15 protein-coding genes are annotated in these 14,233 nt (G+C 66.9%); 10 read left to right on the forward strand and 5 right to left on the reverse strand.

The window, feature by feature from the left end:
* Positions 1 to 27: 27 nt before the first annotated feature.
* From H6844_13745 to H6844_13760, 4 genes are all read left to right on the forward strand, one after another.
* Positions 28 to 1,683 (forward strand): hydantoinase B/oxoprolinase family protein, encoded by a 1,656-nt coding sequence (locus H6844_13745; protein MCB9930463.1) that lies wholly within the window; start codon positions 28 to 30, stop codon positions 1,681 to 1,683.
* Positions 1,684 to 1,754: 71 nt separating this feature from the next.
* A complete protein-coding gene (locus H6844_13750) occupies positions 1,755 to 2,129 on the forward strand; it encodes a type II toxin-antitoxin system RelE/ParE family toxin (GenBank protein MCB9930464.1) in 375 nt (124 codons plus the stop codon).
* 4 nt (positions 2,130 to 2,133) lie between these two features.
* Positions 2,134 to 2,451: a DNA-binding transcriptional regulator gene (locus tag H6844_13755; GenBank protein ID MCB9930465.1), complete on the forward strand. Its 318-nt coding sequence runs from the start codon at positions 2,134 to 2,136 to the stop codon at positions 2,449 to 2,451.
* Positions 2,452 to 2,476: 25 nt separating this feature from the next.
* Entirely contained in the window at positions 2,477 to 3,313 is an 837-nt protein-coding gene (locus H6844_13760) for a (S)-ureidoglycine aminohydrolase (GenBank protein ID MCB9930466.1), read from the forward strand.
* Positions 3,314 to 3,686: 373 nt separating this feature from the next.
* Here H6844_13760 and rplT read toward each other — a convergent pair whose 3' ends face one another.
* A complete protein-coding gene (gene rplT, locus H6844_13765; GenBank protein MCB9930467.1) occupies positions 3,687 to 4,046 on the reverse strand; it encodes a 50S ribosomal protein L20 in 360 nt (119 codons plus the stop codon).
* Positions 4,047 to 4,081: 35 nt separating this feature from the next.
* On the reverse strand, positions 4,082 to 4,282 hold the full coding sequence (gene rpmI / locus H6844_13770; protein ID MCB9930468.1) for a 50S ribosomal protein L35: 201 nt from the start codon (positions 4,280 to 4,282) through the stop codon (positions 4,082 to 4,084).
* A 227-nt stretch (positions 4,283 to 4,509) separates the two neighbouring features.
* Here rpmI and H6844_13775 point away from each other — a divergent pair, with 227 nt between their 5' ends.
* Entirely contained in the window at positions 4,510 to 5,337 is an 828-nt protein-coding gene (locus H6844_13775; GenBank protein MCB9930469.1) for a TauD/TfdA family dioxygenase, read from the forward strand.
* 272 nt (positions 5,338 to 5,609) lie between these two features.
* Positions 5,610 to 6,008, forward strand: a complete 399-nt coding sequence (locus tag H6844_13780) for a RidA family protein (protein MCB9930470.1) — start codon at positions 5,610 to 5,612, stop codon at positions 6,006 to 6,008.
* Between the two features lie 22 nt (positions 6,009 to 6,030).
* Here H6844_13780 and H6844_13785 read toward each other — a convergent pair whose 3' ends face one another.
* A complete protein-coding gene (locus H6844_13785; GenBank protein MCB9930471.1) occupies positions 6,031 to 6,594 on the reverse strand; it encodes an HNH endonuclease in 564 nt (187 codons plus the stop codon).
* Positions 6,595 to 6,793: 199 nt separating this feature from the next.
* Between H6844_13785 and H6844_13790 the strand changes: the two genes are divergently transcribed.
* Entirely contained in the window at positions 6,794 to 8,608 is a 1,815-nt protein-coding gene (locus H6844_13790) for an ABC transporter ATP-binding protein/permease (protein ID MCB9930472.1), read from the forward strand.
* Between the two features lie 196 nt (positions 8,609 to 8,804).
* Here H6844_13790 and H6844_13795 read toward each other — a convergent pair whose 3' ends face one another.
* Positions 8,805 to 10,571, reverse strand: coding sequence for a dihydroxy-acid dehydratase family protein (locus tag H6844_13795; protein MCB9930473.1), 1,767 nt, complete (start codon positions 10,569 to 10,571; stop codon positions 8,805 to 8,807).
* Between the two features lie 85 nt (positions 10,572 to 10,656).
* On the opposite strand from H6844_13795, the gene H6844_13800 reads away from it, so the two are divergent.
* From H6844_13800 to H6844_13810, 3 genes are all read left to right on the forward strand, one after another.
* Positions 10,657 to 11,784, forward strand: coding sequence for an AI-2E family transporter (locus H6844_13800; GenBank protein ID MCB9930474.1), 1,128 nt, complete (start codon positions 10,657 to 10,659; stop codon positions 11,782 to 11,784).
* A 230-nt stretch (positions 11,785 to 12,014) separates the two neighbouring features.
* A complete protein-coding gene (locus H6844_13805; protein ID MCB9930475.1) occupies positions 12,015 to 12,239 on the forward strand; it encodes an EF-hand domain-containing protein in 225 nt (74 codons plus the stop codon).
* A gap of 167 nt (positions 12,240 to 12,406) precedes the next feature.
* On the forward strand, positions 12,407 to 13,093 hold the full coding sequence (locus H6844_13810) for a fumarylacetoacetate hydrolase family protein (GenBank protein ID MCB9930476.1): 687 nt from the start codon (positions 12,407 to 12,409) through the stop codon (positions 13,091 to 13,093).
* A 217-nt stretch (positions 13,094 to 13,310) separates the two neighbouring features.
* Here H6844_13810 and H6844_13815 read toward each other — a convergent pair whose 3' ends face one another.
* The gene (locus tag H6844_13815) at positions 13,311 to 14,228 is read right to left on the reverse strand and encodes a polysaccharide deacetylase family protein (GenBank protein ID MCB9930477.1); all 918 of its coding nucleotides are present in this window, start codon (positions 14,226 to 14,228) and stop codon (positions 13,311 to 13,313) included.
* Positions 14,229 to 14,233 lie beyond the last annotated feature (5 nt).

Below are 14,233 nucleotides of genomic sequence, written 5' to 3' on the forward strand. Positions count from 1 at the left end.
GGCCACCGATTCCGGGGAACGCACGAAATGACCACCCCCCTCGACCCCGCCACTTTCGAGGTGGTGAAGAACAGCCTTTCGAAGATTGCCGAGGAGATGAAGATCGTCCTCGCCAAGACCGCCTATTCGCCGATCCTGAAGGTGGCCGGCGACTATTCCTGCGGCGTGTTCGACGTCGACGGCAATATGGTCGCCCAGGGGCCGGACCTGCCGATCCATCTGGGCTCCATGCCCGATGCGGTGCGGGCGGTGGTGCAGGTGTTCCGGGACGACGTGGCCGAGGGCGACGTCTTCATCCACAACGACCCCTATTTCGGCGGCTCGCACCTGCCGGACGTGAACGTGGTGACGCCGGCCTTCCACCGGGGCGAGCTGCTCGGCTACACCTGCGTGCGGGCGCACTGGCCGGACGTCGGCAGCGCCACCCCCGGCTCCTATGGCGCGGTGACGGAGATCTATGGCGAGGGCCTGCGCCTGCCGCCGGTGCGGCTCTACCGCAACCACGTCATCGACCGCAATATCGAGGCCATCATCATGGCCAATGTGCGCACGCCGGAGGAACGCATCGGCGACCTCCGCGCCCAGGTGGCCGCCAACCGCCGCGCCTGCCAGCGGCTGGCCGCATTGGCCGAAAAGCACTCGGCCCGGGGGCTGAAGGCGATCATGGCCGAGGTCATGGACTATTCCGAGCGCATGATGCGGCTGATGCTGGCAGACCTGCCGGACGGCGAGGCCAGCTTCGAGGATTTCTGCGACGGCGACGGCGTGTTCGAGGACGGCGCCGACGAGGATGCGGTGTTCTGGATCCGCATGAAAATCGTCAAGAAAGGCGACACGATCACGGTCGATTTCGCCGGCTCCGACCCCAAGGTGCCCGGCCCGATCAACGCCCCTTTGAGCGTCACCGCCAGCGGCGTGTTCTGCGCGCTGAAAATGGTGGTGGACCCGAAAAGCCTGATCCCGCCCAACTCCGGCACCTGGCGGCCGATCACGGTGACCGCGCCCAAGGGCTCGGTGGTGAACGCGGAATTCCCCTCGCCCGTGGTCTATGCCAATCACGAGATGAGCCACCGGGTCTGCGACATGACCTTCGGCGCGCTGGCCCGGTTCATGCCCGACAATGTGATGGCGTGCAGCCAGGGCACCAGCGCCGTCGTCACCTTCGGCGGCCAGGACCCGCGCAACGGCAACCGCTATGTCTCGTACGAGACCATCAAGGGCGGCACCGGCGCGCGGCCCGGCAAGGACGGCATCAACACGATTGCCGCCGGCATCTCCAACACCATGAATACGCCGATCGAGGTGCTGGAGATGAGCTTCCCGCTCCGGGTCGACTATTACGCCATCACCGCCGGCAGCGGCGGCGAGGGCCAATGGCGCGGCGGTTGCGGTGCCGAGCGCGCCTGGACCGTGCTGGACCACACCAGCCGGGCGACGGTCTGTTTCGAGCGCACCCGCTCGGCCCCGTTCGGCGTCTGCGGCGGCGAGGCCGGCGCGGCGGCGAAGATCAAGCTCCGCCTGCCGGACGGCCGCGAGCGCGCCCTGGTCTCCAAGGGCGCCTTCGACGCCCCGGCCGGCAGCCAGGTGGTGATCGAAGCGCCGGGCGGCGGCGGCTACGGCCCTGCCGCCGCCCGCGATCCCGCCGCCCGCCGGCGGGATGCGGCGGACGGATATGTGACGTGAATGGCGGCAACCAGCGCCCTTGATACTATCGCACGGAGTGCTATATTTCTACCCGTTGCGGGCCTGTGCGAATGCGGGTGTTCGTGACCAAGCCGTTTGCACGGTTCGCCGGCCAGGAGGGCCTTGCGGATCGGCAATTGCGGGAGGTGGCCCGCCGGGTCGTGGACGGTCTCGTCGATGCCGATCTCGGCGGCGGCGTGATTAAGCAGCGCATTGCGCGGCAGGGACAAGGGAAATCCGGCGGATTTCGGTCCGTGGTCCTGTATCGAAAGGGCGACACTCTGTTCTTCGTCTATGGATTTGCGAAGAAGGCCCGCACCAATATCCGCAAGGACGAGTTGCAGGCCTTCCGGCTGCTGGCCGATCAAATGCTGGCGATGGACGATACGGCCCTGAAGGCAGCGATGGCGAACGGAACGATTGCCGAAATTTTGGACGAAGACTGACACGATGCCGAAGCAATACAAGAGCGGTGCGCTTGCGGCGATCCATGAAACCGCCGCTGGCCTGAGCGATGCCGGCGTGCTGACGAAACAGACCATGCGTGCGTTCGACGAGTTGTGCCTGACGCCGGTCCGCGACCTGTCGGCCGAGGAAATCCGCGGCATTCGCCAAAAGGAACAGGCCAGCCAAGCCGTCTTCGCCCGCTATCTGAACGTCACACCCAGCCTTGTCAGCCAGTGGGAGCGCGGCGAGAAGCGGCCGCGAGGCGCGTCTCTCAAACTGTTGACGCTGGTGGCGAAAAACGGTCTTCAGGCGGTGGCCTGACCCCTCGAACCGGACCCTGCACCCCATGACCGACCGAACCTATTATACGCCCACCGGCGGGCTGCCGCCGCAGTCGCAATTGCTGACCGGCCGGGCGGTGTTCACCGAAGCCTATGCGGTGATCCCGCGCGGCGTGATGACCGACATCGTCACCAGCCTGCTGCCCTTCTGGGAGGGCGCGCGGGCCTGGATGCTGTCGCGGCCGCTCTCCGGCTTTGCCGAGACGTTTTCGCAGAGCATCGTCGAACTCGCCCCCGGCGGCGGCAGCGACCGGCCGGAGCCGGACCCGGCGGCGGAAGGCGCGCTGTTCGTGGTGGCGGGCCGGGTGGATGTGACCCTGGCCGGCGCGACGCACACGCTCGCCCCCGGCGGCTTCGCCTTCGTGCCGGCCGGCACGGCCTGGAGCGTGCGCAACACTGCCGGCGCGCCCGCGACCTTCCACTGGATCCGCAAGCGGTTCCAGGCGGTCGACGGCCTCGCGCCGCCCGACCCGGTGGTGGCGAACGAGCAGGACATCGCGCCCGCCGCCATGCCCGACACCGATGGCGCCTGGGCGACGACGCGGATGCTCGACCCGACCGACATCCGCTATGACATGCACGTCAACATCGTCACCTTCCAGCCCGGCGCGGTCATCCCCTTCGCCGAGACCCATGTGATGGAGCACGGGCTCTATATGTTGCAGGGCAAGGGCGTCTATCGCCTGAACCAGGACTGGGTCGAGGTGGAGGCCGGCGACTTTCTCTGGCTGCGCGCCTTCTGCCCGCAGGCCTGCTATGCCGGCGGGCCGGAGCCGTTCCGCTACCTGCTCTACAAGGACGTGAACCGCCACGCCGACCTGGCGCCGGTCCGGGCGCGATAGTGTGTTCCCCGGAGCCTGCGAAGCGGGCATCCGGGGCCGCTCTGGGGGAGCGAACACCGCCAGTGCCAGGGTTCGAAGGATGACACCGGCCCCGGCTCAAGGCCGGGGAACACAGATCCGGCGTTGCTGGTTGCTGTTCCCCGGACGGTGCGGAGCGCCGATCCGGGGCCGCTCGAGGGCGGGCGAACACCGCCGCTGCCAGTGTTGGTTCGAAGGAGGCGCCGATCCGGGGCCGCTTCGAGGGCGGGGCGAACACCGCCAGACACCGGTTCCCCGGCGGTTCCCTCTCCGCTCTGGGGCGCAGGCCGTCCCAACGAAAACGCCCGCCGGCTCATAAGCCGGCGGGCGTTTGTCTTTCAGCCTCGGCAGCCGGTCAGGCGGCGCGGGCGGCCTGGGCCTGGTCGACCAGGGCCTTGAACGCCTCCGGCTCGTGCACCGCGATGTCGGCCAGCACCTTGCGGTCGACCTCGATCTGGGCCTTGTGGATGCCGTCCATGAACTGGCTGTAGGTCATGCCGTGCTCGCGCGCGGCCGCGTTGATGCGCTGGATCCAGAGCGCACGGAAGTTGCGCTTCTTGGTGCGGCGGTCGCGATAGGCGTATTGCAGGCCCTTCTCGACCTTTTCGATCGCAACGCGGAAATTGGTGCTGTTGCGGCCGCGATAGCCCTTGGCCATCGCAAGCACTTTTTTGTGGCGGGCCTTGGCGGTTACGCCGCGTTTCACTCGTGCCATGGGTCAAAATCCTCTGATAAAGCGGGCGCTGCGGTTCAGCGGTCGTAGGGCATGAATTTGCGGACGATGGACTGATCGGCCTCGCTCATGACCTGGGTCCCGCGGGCCTGGCGCTTCATCTTCGTGCTCTTGTTCGAGAGCATGTGGCGCTTGTAGGCCGTGTTCATCAGGATTTTGCCGGTACCGGTGCGTTTGAAGCGGCGCTTCACGCTGCTTTTGGTTTTCATTTTGGGCATTTTCGGGTCCTCGAATACGGGGTGATCGAACGCCCGCCGTGGCAATGCCCGGTCGTTGCGCCGCGTCGATCGCGACGCTCCGACCCTAGCCAGGCAGGCGGTGGTAAAGCGCGGGCTTATACGCGCCGGCGCCGCGATTGGCAAGCGCGGAAGCGCTGGACACGCGCCGCGGCACTCTGTCATGATTTTTGCCAAGCACCAAGCAACAGCAATGAGGATGCGATCCCATGGGCTACGAAACCATTCAGGTCGATGCCGTCACGCCGCGCATCGGCGCCATGATTTCCGGCGTCGACCTCTCGCAGCCGGTCTCGAACCAGCAATATTCCGAGATCCATGACGCGCTGATGCAGCACCAGGTGATCTTTTTCCGCGATCAGAACATGGACCTGGACCAGCACAAGGACCTGGGCCGGCATTTCGGCGAACTGCACATCCACCCGGCCTCGCCCGGGCCGGAGGGCCATCCCGAAGTCCTCATCATCCACGCCGACAAGGATTCGAAGCGCATCGCCGGCGAGCGCTGGCATTCGGATGTGAGCTGCGATCCGGAACCGCCCATGGGCTCGATCCTGCACCTCCAGACCGTGCCGCCCACCGGCGGCGACACGCTGTTCTCCAGCATGTACGCCGCCTATGAGGCGCTGAGCGAGCGCATGAAGTCCTATCTGGAAGGGCTGACCGCCACCCATTCCGGCGAGCATGTCTATCGCGGCCGCTATGCCGACCGCGGCGTCGACGACACCGGCAAGGTCTATCCGACCAACGTGCACCCGGTGGTGCGCACCCATCCGGTCACCGGCCGCAAGGCGCTGTTCGTCAACCCGACCTTCACCGTCAAGATCAACGAGGTCGGCCGCGACGAGAGCGAGGGCGTGCTGCGCTTCCTCTACGATTTCTGCGCCAAGCCGGACTTCCAGTGCCGCTTCCGCTGGCAGCCCCAGTCCGTCGCCATGTGGGACAATCGTTGCGTCCAGCATATCGCCATGTGGGATTACTTCCCGCAGGTGCGCAGCGGCTATCGCATCACCATCAAGGGCGACCGGCCGGTCTGAGGGGGCCGGTCTGAGGGCGGGCCCCCCCAAGGCCACCCGCGTTTCCCGGCCGAGCCGGAGGCAAGGGCCGGGACCGGTGTCCGGCAGCGAACACCGGCGCCATCCGTGTTCGAAGGATGACACCGGCCCCGGATCGGCGCTCCGCACCGTCCGGGGAACACCACCGTCTTTGGCTCGCCCGCCAAGACAGCGGCCAGGGGCTGGGGGCTGGCGCTACCGCCAGCCTTGGAGTATCATAGTAATTCACAATCCCACTCGAAGGACCTGAAATCTTGTCGAAATTTCGCCGTGTCATCGCGCCCGAGGTTGCGGAAGGCGCCCCGGAGACCTGGTCCAACTGTCTTGTGGCCGGCAACACCGTCTATATCGCCGGCCTGACCGCGCGCGACCCGGTGGGCGACGCCACAATCGGCGCCGACGACGAAACCCAGGCGCGCATCATTTTCGGCAAGATGAAAGCCTTGCTCGAAGCGGCCGGCGGCGACATGAGCGATGTGATCAAGATGACGGTCTATGTGACCGACATCCGGCGGCGGAAACAGGTCTGGCAGGCGCGGCGCGAGTTCTTTTCCGGCGACTTCCCCGCCAGCACCCTGGTGGAGGTCTCGAAGCTGGCCGATCCGGCGATCACCGTCGAGATCGAGGCCATCGCCGTGCTGGGGCCGGTCTGAAGGCCTTAACGCCCCGGCAGCCTCAATCGTCGTCGAGCTCGCTGTCCCAGTAGAGATAGTCGCGCCAGCTCTCGTGCAAGAAATTGGGCGGGAATCCCCGCCCATGCTCCTGCAACTGGAAAACGCTCGGCTCGATTGGGGTGTGCTGCGGCCTCATCCCGGCCACGTTCGGCATCTTGTTGCCCTTGGCCAGATTGCAGGCGGAACACGACGTCACGACATTTTCCCAGGTGGTGCGCCCGCCGCGCGAGCGGGGAATCACATGGTCGAAGGTCAGGTCGTGCGGCTGGAAGCGGTCGCCGCAATACTGGCAGTCGAACCGGTCGCGCAGGAACACGTTGAAGCGGGTGAACGCCGCGCGTTTGGCCGGCGGCACGTATTCCTTCAGGGCGATGACCGACGGCAGCGGCATTTCAAAGGTCGGCGAGTGCACGGCGATATCGTACTCGGCCAGCACGTTCACCCGGTCGAGAAACACCGCCTTGATGGTTTCCCGCCACGGCCAGAGCGACAGCGGGAAGTAGCTGAGCGGCCGAAAGTCCGCATTCAGCACCAAAGCCGAACAATGATCCAAAGCGATGCGCACGTCCGTTACGCTCCTTTGGTTGGCGCAGTATCCGATCGCGCTGCGCCGGGTCGCCGAATTGCGCGAGTGATTTTGCCGCCAAGCAGACACTCTCCGCAACTGCTATATATAGAGCGATAGTCAGCGCCTGTTACAACCAGATGTCAATCGGCTCGCCCCGATTGGCCGGGCGCACACCGCATACCCCGATGAGTACCGGATGACACCGCCGCCTGCGCCCGCGTCCGACGCGGGCACCCGCTCGGATTGGGCCACGATCCGTACGCTGCTGCCTTATCTTTGGCCTGCCGGCGATTCCAGCGCGCGCCTGCGCGTCGTGCTGGCCATGCTGAGCCTGCTGACCGCCAAGGTCGCGGTGATCTATGTGCCGATTCTGTTTGGCCAGGCCATCGATTCCCTGCCCGCCCTCGCCGAGGCGGGGCCGGCTGCGGCGCTGCCGCTGGGGCTGATCCTCGCCTATGGCGGCGCCCGCGTCGCCTCGCTGGCCTTCGGCGAGTTGCGGGATGCGATTTTCGCCAGCGTCGGCCAGCGCGCCATTCGCTCCATCGCGCTCGTCACCTTCCGCCATCTGCACGTGCTGTCGCTGCGCTTCCACCTGGAGCGGCAGACCGGCGGCCTCTCGCGCTTCATCGAGCGCGGCACCAAGGCCATCGACACGCTGCTGCGCTTCACCCTGTTCGCGATCCTGCCGACCCTGATCGAGATCGTGCTGGTGTTCGCGCTGCTCTGGAGCCTGCTGGACCTGTGGTTTGCGGTGGTGACGATCGCGACCGTGATCCTCTACATCACCTACACGGTCGTCGTGACGAGCTGGCGGATCAAGCTGCGCCGGCGCATGAACGAGGCCGACCAGCGCGCCAACACCCGCGCCATCGACAGCCTGTTGAACTACGAGACCGTCAAGTATTTCGGCAACGAGGAGCACGAGGCCCGGCGATTCGATTCCTCGCTGCAACGCTACGAGAAGGCGGCGGTGGCGAACGGCCAGTCGCTGGGCCTGCTCAATGTGGGCCAGTCCTTCGTCATTTCGGTGGGCCTGACCGTCATCATGATCATGGCCGCCGCCGGCATTGCCGACCGGTCGATGACGGTGGGCGATTTCGTCATGGTCAACACCTACCTGATCCAGCTTTACCAGCCGCTCGGCTTTTTCGGCTTCGCCTACCGCGAGATCAAGCAGGCGCTGGTGGACATGGAGCGCATGTTCGACCTGCGCCTCGTCCCGCCGGAGGTGGAGGACAAGCCGGACGCCCCGGCCCTGGACGTCGCCGGCGGCGAGGTGCGGTTCGAGGGTGTGGAGTTCGGCTACGATCCGCGCCGGCCGATCCTGAAGGGCGTGAGCTTCACCGTGCCCGCCGGCAAGACCGTGGCCGTGGTCGGCCCCTCCGGCGCCGGCAAATCCACCATCAGCCGGCTGCTGTTCCGCTTCTACGACGTCAATGGCGGCCGGGTGCTGATCGACGGCCAGGACATTCGCGACGTGCAACAGGCAAGCGTGCGCGCGGTGCTGGGAATCGTGCCGCAGGACACCGTTCTGTTCAACGACACCATCACCTACAATATCGACTATGGCCGCCCCGGCAGCACCCAGGCCGCGGTGGAGCGGGCGGCGCGCCTCGCCCACATTCACGACTTCATCGCCGGCACGCCGGACGGCTATGCCACCATGGTCGGCGAGCGCGGGCTGAAACTCTCCGGCGGCGAGAAACAGCGCGTCGCCATCGCCCGCACCATATTGAAAGACCCGCCGATCCTGCTGTTCGACGAGGCCACCAGCGCGCTCGACACCGAGACGGAGCAGGCGATCCAGCAGAATTTGCGCGAACTCGCCCAGGGCAAGACCGCGCTGGTGATCGCGCACCGGCTTTCGACCGTGGTCGACGCCGACGAAATCCTGGTGCTGGACGCGGGCCGCATCGTCGAGCGCGGCCGCCACCGGGAGTTGGTGGCGCGGGGCGGCGTCTATGCCGCCATGTGGGCGCGCCAGCAGGAAGACCCCGACGCCGACGCCTGATCCCTGAACGGGGCCTGATCCCCGGAGGTGGCGGAGCATCGCTCCTGATCCCCGGAAGTGGCGGAGCCGCCATCCGGGGCCGGTTGCTCTCGCGAACACGGGCGGCGGCGGTGTTCGAAGGATGACACCGGTCCCGGATCGGCGCTCCGCACCGTCCGGGAAACACCGAGCTCAGTCCGCCGCTTTCCCCTCGTCCTCAGTGCGAGTGGCGCGGGATTTTGTGGCGGACGCGCTGGTATTTCACCGCCGACTCCAACACGCCGCCGGTCTCCAACTGGCCGACGTCGCGGCGGTAGATCTCCTCCCACGGCGTGTGGTTGTCGAACTCCACCGGCGGCAGCGCGGCACGGCGGCGGGCGATCTCCTCGTCGGAAATCAGCATGTCGACACGGGCGGCATTCAGGTCGATGCGCACCGGGTCGCCGTTTTGCAGGATCGCCAGATTGCCGCCGGCGGCGCTCTCCGGCGAGGCGTTCAGGATCGAGGGCGAGCCGGACGTGCCGCTCTGGCGGCCGTCGCCGACGCAGGGCAGGCTCATGACACCGGCTTTGATCAGGGCGTCCGGCGGCTGCATGTTCACCACCTCCGCCGAGCCCGGATAGCCGAGCGGCCCGGTGCCGCGGATGAACAGCACCGTGCGCTCGTCGATGCCGAGGGCCGGGTCGTTCAGGTTCCGGTGGTAGTCCTCCGGCCCGTCGAACACGACGGCCTTGCCCTCGAACACATTCTCCCGGCCCGGTTCCGACAGGAAGCGCTTGCGGAAATCGGCGTCGATGACGCTGGTCTTCATGATGGCGCTGTCGAAAATGTTGCCGCGCATCACCAGGAAGCCGGCCTTGTCCTTCATCGGCTGGCCATACGCCTTGATGACGTCGCGGTTCGAGGCCTCGCGGCCGCGGCAATTCTCGCCCATGGTCTTGCCGTTGATCGTCAGCGCGGCCTCGTGAATCTTGCCGGCGCCGATCAGCTCGTTCACCACCGCCGGCACGCCGCCGGCGCGGTGATAGCCCTCGCCCAGATACTCGCCCGCCGGCTGGAGGTTGACCAGCAAAGGCAGGTCGTAGCCATGGACCTGCCAGTCATCCAGGCTCAACTCCACCCCCGCATGGCGGGCGATGGCCGCCAGATGGATCGGCGCGTTGGTGGAGCCGCCGATGGCGGTGTTGACGGCGATGGCGTTCAGGAACGCCTCGCGCGTCAGGATCTTGGAGGGCGTCAGGTCCTCCCAGACGATTTCCACCGCGCGCTTGCCGGTCTCGTAGGCGATCTGGCCGCGCTCGCGATAGGGCGCCGGGATGGCGGCGCAGCCGGGCAGCGACAGGCCCAGCGCCTCCGCCAGGCTGTTCATGGTCGTGGCCGTGCCCATGGTGTTGCAATGGCCCATGGATGGCGCTGAGGCGGCCACCACCTCGATGAATTCCTCATAGCCGATCTCGCCGGCGGCGTAGCGCTGCCGCGCCTCCCACAGCACCGTGCCGGAGCCGACGCGGCGGCCCTTGTAATTGCCGTCCAGCATCGGCCCGCCCGAAAGCACGATGGCGGGAATGTCGACCGTCGCCGCCGCCATGATCATCGCCGGCGTGGTCTTGTCGCAACCGGTGGTCAGCACGACACCGTCCAGCGGATAGCCGTGCAGCACCTCCACCAGCGAGAGATAGGCCAGGTTCCGGTCCAGCGCCGCGGTCGGCCGCTTGCCGGTCTCCTGGATCGGATGGGTCGGGAATTCCAGGGCGACGCCGCCCGCCTCGCGAATGCCCTCGCGCACCCGTTGGGCCAGGTCGACATGGATGCGGTTGCAGGGCGAGAGGTCGCTGCCGGACTGGGCGATGCCGATGATCGGCTTGCCGGACTGCAACTCATCCCGCGTCAGGCCGAAATTCATGTAGCGCTCTATGTACATGGCGGTGGCGCTGACATCGTGCGGGTCGTTGAACCATTCCGCGCTGCGCAATTTCCGGGCCATCCGACGGTCTCCCTACTATGCTATTGCTCCGGCTAGTATAGAGGCAGTCAAGGGCCGCTGGTAGCCCGTGTCAGGGAGAGAAACGATGCGCGATCCGTCAACGCAACCCCTTCCCGCTGCCAGCCATCGCACCGACAGCGAAGCGCAGAAATTCGTGGTGGATTCGGCGATCCGGATCGGGGTTCTCGGCCTTCTCGCCTATTGGTCCCTCACCCTGGTCGCCCCCTTTCTGTCGATCGTGGTCTGGGCCGGCGTGCTTGCGGTCGCGCTCTATCCGATCTTTGCCTGGCTCGCACGGGCGATGGGCGGGCGGCGCACCCTGGCGGCGGCGCTGGTGACGCTCGTCCTGCTGCTGATCGTCATCGGACCGGTGGCCGCCCTCGTTGCGAGCCTGATCGAATGGTCCGCCGCGCTGGTCAGCAAGCTTCAGGCCGGCCAGATTGCGGTCCCCCTGCCGCCGGACTCGGTCCGGCAATGGCCGCTGATCGGCGAGCGCGCCTACGCGTTCTGGACGCTCGCCGCCGACAATCTCGCCGGCGCCGCCCTGAGCATCAAACCGCAATTGCTGAAAGCCGGCGGAACGGTGCTCGGGTCGATGGCCGGCCTGGGCCTCAGCGCTCTGGCGTTCGCTGCGTCCAGCGTCATCGCCGGCTGCCTCCTGGTGCCCGGCCCGAGACTGGTTGCCGGGGCAAGGCTGCTTGCGACCCGCATCGTTTCCAGCCGCGGCGACCGGTTTGTGGACATGGCCGGCACCACGATCCGCAATGTCAGCCGCGGCGTCATCGGGATTTCCCTGCTCCAGGCGCTACTGGGCGGGATTGGCATGATCGCCGCCGGCGTGCCGTTGGCGGGCCCGCTGGCGCTGGCAATGCTGGTGCTGGGGATCGTGCAGATCGGGCCGGGCATCGTGGTCGTGGGCGTGATCGTGTGGGCCTGGTCCACGCTCGACCCGCTCGCCGCCGGCCTGCTGACGGCCTATCTCGTGCCGGTCGCGCTGATCGACAATGTCCTCCGGCCCATCGTCATGGCCAAGGGGCTGCCCGTGCCGATGCTGGTGATCCTGGTCGGCGTGATCGGCGGCACGCTCAGCTATGGTCTGATCGGACTCTTTCTCGGTCCGATCGTGCTCAGTGTCTTCTATGAGTTGCTCGTGGCGTGGGTGCGGGACCGGCCGCAAGTCGCGGCACCCGCCGCCACAACCGAGGATTCCTAGCCGGGCATACGCCAAAACCGGCGGCGCGCCATCGCCCGGCCCCAGAGTGGCGCGGTCGTGACCGCAGTTCCCTTGATCACTGCACAATACGACCGGCCCCTCCCGCAATTTTCCCCGAAAATTCCCCAATACCCACATACTTCCGCCAAGCGGCTCGACCAGATTGCGTCCTCAGGCACAGCGCACTGACGCCTGTGCCTGGATCAGAACCCAAGTGAGGACCATTGATCATGTCAAAAGTCTGGCTCGCGCTCGCCACGGCGGGCTTTCTGATGGCGTCGCCGGCGATGGCAGCCAACGCCGACTTCGCGAAGGCCGATGCCAACGGGGACGGCAGTGTCTCCATGGAAGAAGCGAAAGCCGTCATGCCCGATCTGACGGAAGCCCAGTTCAAGGCGGCCGATGCCGACGGCAGCGGCTCGCTGGACGAGAAGGAATTCGCGTCCCTGAGCTAGGCTCACCCCAGTTCCCGATACCTTCTTGATCGATCCACTTCGCCCCGGCGCCGCCCACAGCGCCGGGGCCTTTTTTGCCCGCAATTGGCAAAGCGGCGGCCAGCGGCTAAACCAGCGCGTCATTCGATGCTCCCCCAACCCGTGCCTGTCACGAAAGCCGCCCTGCCATGACCCAGTTTGCCATCCCGCCGCTTGCCCCCGTCACCCTGCCGGTGGAGGGCACGGACGCGGTATTCCCCGTCGCCCGCGTCTTTTGCATCGGCCGCAATTATGCGGAGCATGCGCGCGAGATGGGCCACGATCCGGACCGCGAGCCGCCCTTCTTCTTCATGAAGCCCGCCACCAGCGTCTCGACCGGCGGCGAATTCCCCTATCCGCCCGGCACGTCGGACGTGCATCACGAGATGGAAATGATCGTGGCGCTGGGCAAAGGCGGCCGCGACATCCCGGAAGACCGGGCGCTCGACTGCGTCTACGGCTATGGCGTCGGCCTCGACATGACCCGGCGCGACCTGCAGGGCGAGGCCAAGAAGCTGGGCCGCCCCTGGGAGATCGGCAAGGCGTTCGACCATGCCGCCCCGTGCAGCGGCCTGAAGCGCGCCGCCGACATCGGCCACCCGACGGCGAACCGCATCACTCTGGATGTGAACGGCAAGCGCCGCCAGGACAGCACGCTCGACAAGATGATCTGGAACGTGCCGGAGACCATCGCCTATATCAGCCGCTATTTCGAACTGATGCCGGGCGACATCATCATGTCCGGCACGCCGGAGGGCGTGGCCGCCGTCGTCAAGGGCGACCGGCTGGTCGGCGAGGTCGAGGGCGTCGGCCGGCTGGAAGTGACCGTCGTCTAGAGCGGATTATTTTTCCGCTGGCTCACCAGCCCGTCTTCCCTGTCCTCGCGAAGGCGGGGACCCAAGCCTGAGAGACCAATACAGAGTCCCGTGTCCTGTGAGACGCTCTCAGGCATGGGCTCCCGCTTGCGCGGGAGACGAGGCAGGAGAGTGGGTCGACCAGGACCGAAAACGCTCTGGGCGCCTGGGTGTTTGGGCGAGCGCGAGCCCCTTCCCTTCAGGCGCCGGCCCGCGGATCGGGCCATTCGGGCAGGTTCATGCGCCGGCGCCAGTGGGTAGCGATTGCGTCGCGCCGCGCGACCCACACATCGCCCTTGCCGGCGATATGGTCCAGGACCCGGCGCAGCCCACCGATGCGGCCGGGCCGGCCGATAATGCGGAGATGCAGGCCGATGGTCAGCATTTTCGGCGCCGTCTCGCTCTCGGCCCGCAACCAGTCGATGGCCTCGATGCAATAGCGCGCGAAGTCGTCGGCGAAATGGAAGCCGCCGCCGCGCTGAAAGCGCATGTCGTTGGTGTCGAAGCCATAGGGCAGCACCACGTGCGGCCGGCCCGCGACCTCCACGATCTGCGGCAGGTCATCGTTGTAGACGTCGCTGTCGTAGAGAAAGCCGCCCTCCTCCACCAGCAACCGGCGCGTGTTCGGGCTGGCGGCCGAGCGGGTGTGCCAGCCCACCGGCCGCACCCCGGCGGCGGCCTCGATCTCGGCGACGCAGCGGGCGATCACGGCCCGCTCTTCGTCCTCGGTCATGTTGGCGTGCCGCTCCCAGCGCCAGGAGTGGCAGCCGATCTCGTGCCCGCGCGCCACCGCGTCCTGGGCCAGCCAGGGCGACAGGGTCAGGGCGCGGGCGCAGCAGTTCAACTGCGCCTTGAAGCCGTGCCGGTCCAACTCGTCCATGACGCGCCAGTAGCCGGCGCGCGACCCGTACTCGAAATGCGTGTCCTTGGCCGGGTCCGGCACGTGTTCGACCTCTTCGACGATCTCGTAGACCGCCTCGTTGCGCTCGTCGCCCAGGCTGATGGACAGTTCCGCGCCCTCCTCGACATTGACGACGAGGGACACGGCGAGCCGGGCGTCGCCCGGCCATTCCGGATGGGGCGGCCGTTGGCCATAGCCCAGGAAATCGCGGTTCATGCTTG

Source organism: Alphaproteobacteria bacterium, from assembly GCA_020638555.1.
Taxonomy (GTDB): Bacteria; Pseudomonadota; Alphaproteobacteria; order Bin95; family Bin95; genus JACKII01.

What these genes read in the sequence shown, in the direction of transcription:
- H6844_13745 (MCB9930463.1), top strand. Translation starts at nt 28, where the DNA reads ATGACCACCCCCCTCGACCCCGCCACTTTCGAGGTGGTGAAGAACAGC.
- H6844_13750 (MCB9930464.1), top strand. Translation starts at nt 1,755, where the DNA reads ATGCGGGTGTTCGTGACCAAGCCGTTTGCACGGTTCGCCGGCCAGGAG.
- H6844_13755 (MCB9930465.1), top strand. Translation starts at nt 2,134, where the DNA reads ATGCCGAAGCAATACAAGAGCGGTGCGCTTGCGGCGATCCATGAAACC.
- H6844_13760 (MCB9930466.1), top strand. Translation starts at nt 2,477, where the DNA reads ATGACCGACCGAACCTATTATACGCCCACCGGCGGGCTGCCGCCGCAG.
- rplT (MCB9930467.1), bottom strand. Translation starts at nt 4,046, where the DNA reads ATGGCACGAGTGAAACGCGGCGTAACCGCCAAGGCCCGCCACAAAAAA.
- rpmI (MCB9930468.1), bottom strand. Translation starts at nt 4,282, where the DNA reads ATGCCCAAAATGAAAACCAAAAGCAGCGTGAAGCGCCGCTTCAAACGC.
- H6844_13775 (MCB9930469.1), top strand. Translation starts at nt 4,510, where the DNA reads ATGGGCTACGAAACCATTCAGGTCGATGCCGTCACGCCGCGCATCGGC.
- H6844_13790 (MCB9930472.1), top strand. Translation starts at nt 6,794, where the DNA reads ATGACACCGCCGCCTGCGCCCGCGTCCGACGCGGGCACCCGCTCGGAT.
- H6844_13795 (MCB9930473.1), bottom strand. Translation starts at nt 10,571, where the DNA reads ATGGCCCGGAAATTGCGCAGCGCGGAATGGTTCAACGACCCGCACGAT.
- H6844_13800 (MCB9930474.1), top strand. Translation starts at nt 10,657, where the DNA reads ATGCGCGATCCGTCAACGCAACCCCTTCCCGCTGCCAGCCATCGCACC.
- H6844_13805 (MCB9930475.1), top strand. Translation starts at nt 12,015, where the DNA reads ATGTCAAAAGTCTGGCTCGCGCTCGCCACGGCGGGCTTTCTGATGGCG.
- H6844_13810 (MCB9930476.1), top strand. Translation starts at nt 12,407, where the DNA reads ATGACCCAGTTTGCCATCCCGCCGCTTGCCCCCGTCACCCTGCCGGTG.
- H6844_13815 (MCB9930477.1), bottom strand. Translation starts at nt 14,228, where the DNA reads ATGAACCGCGATTTCCTGGGCTATGGCCAACGGCCGCCCCATCCGGAA.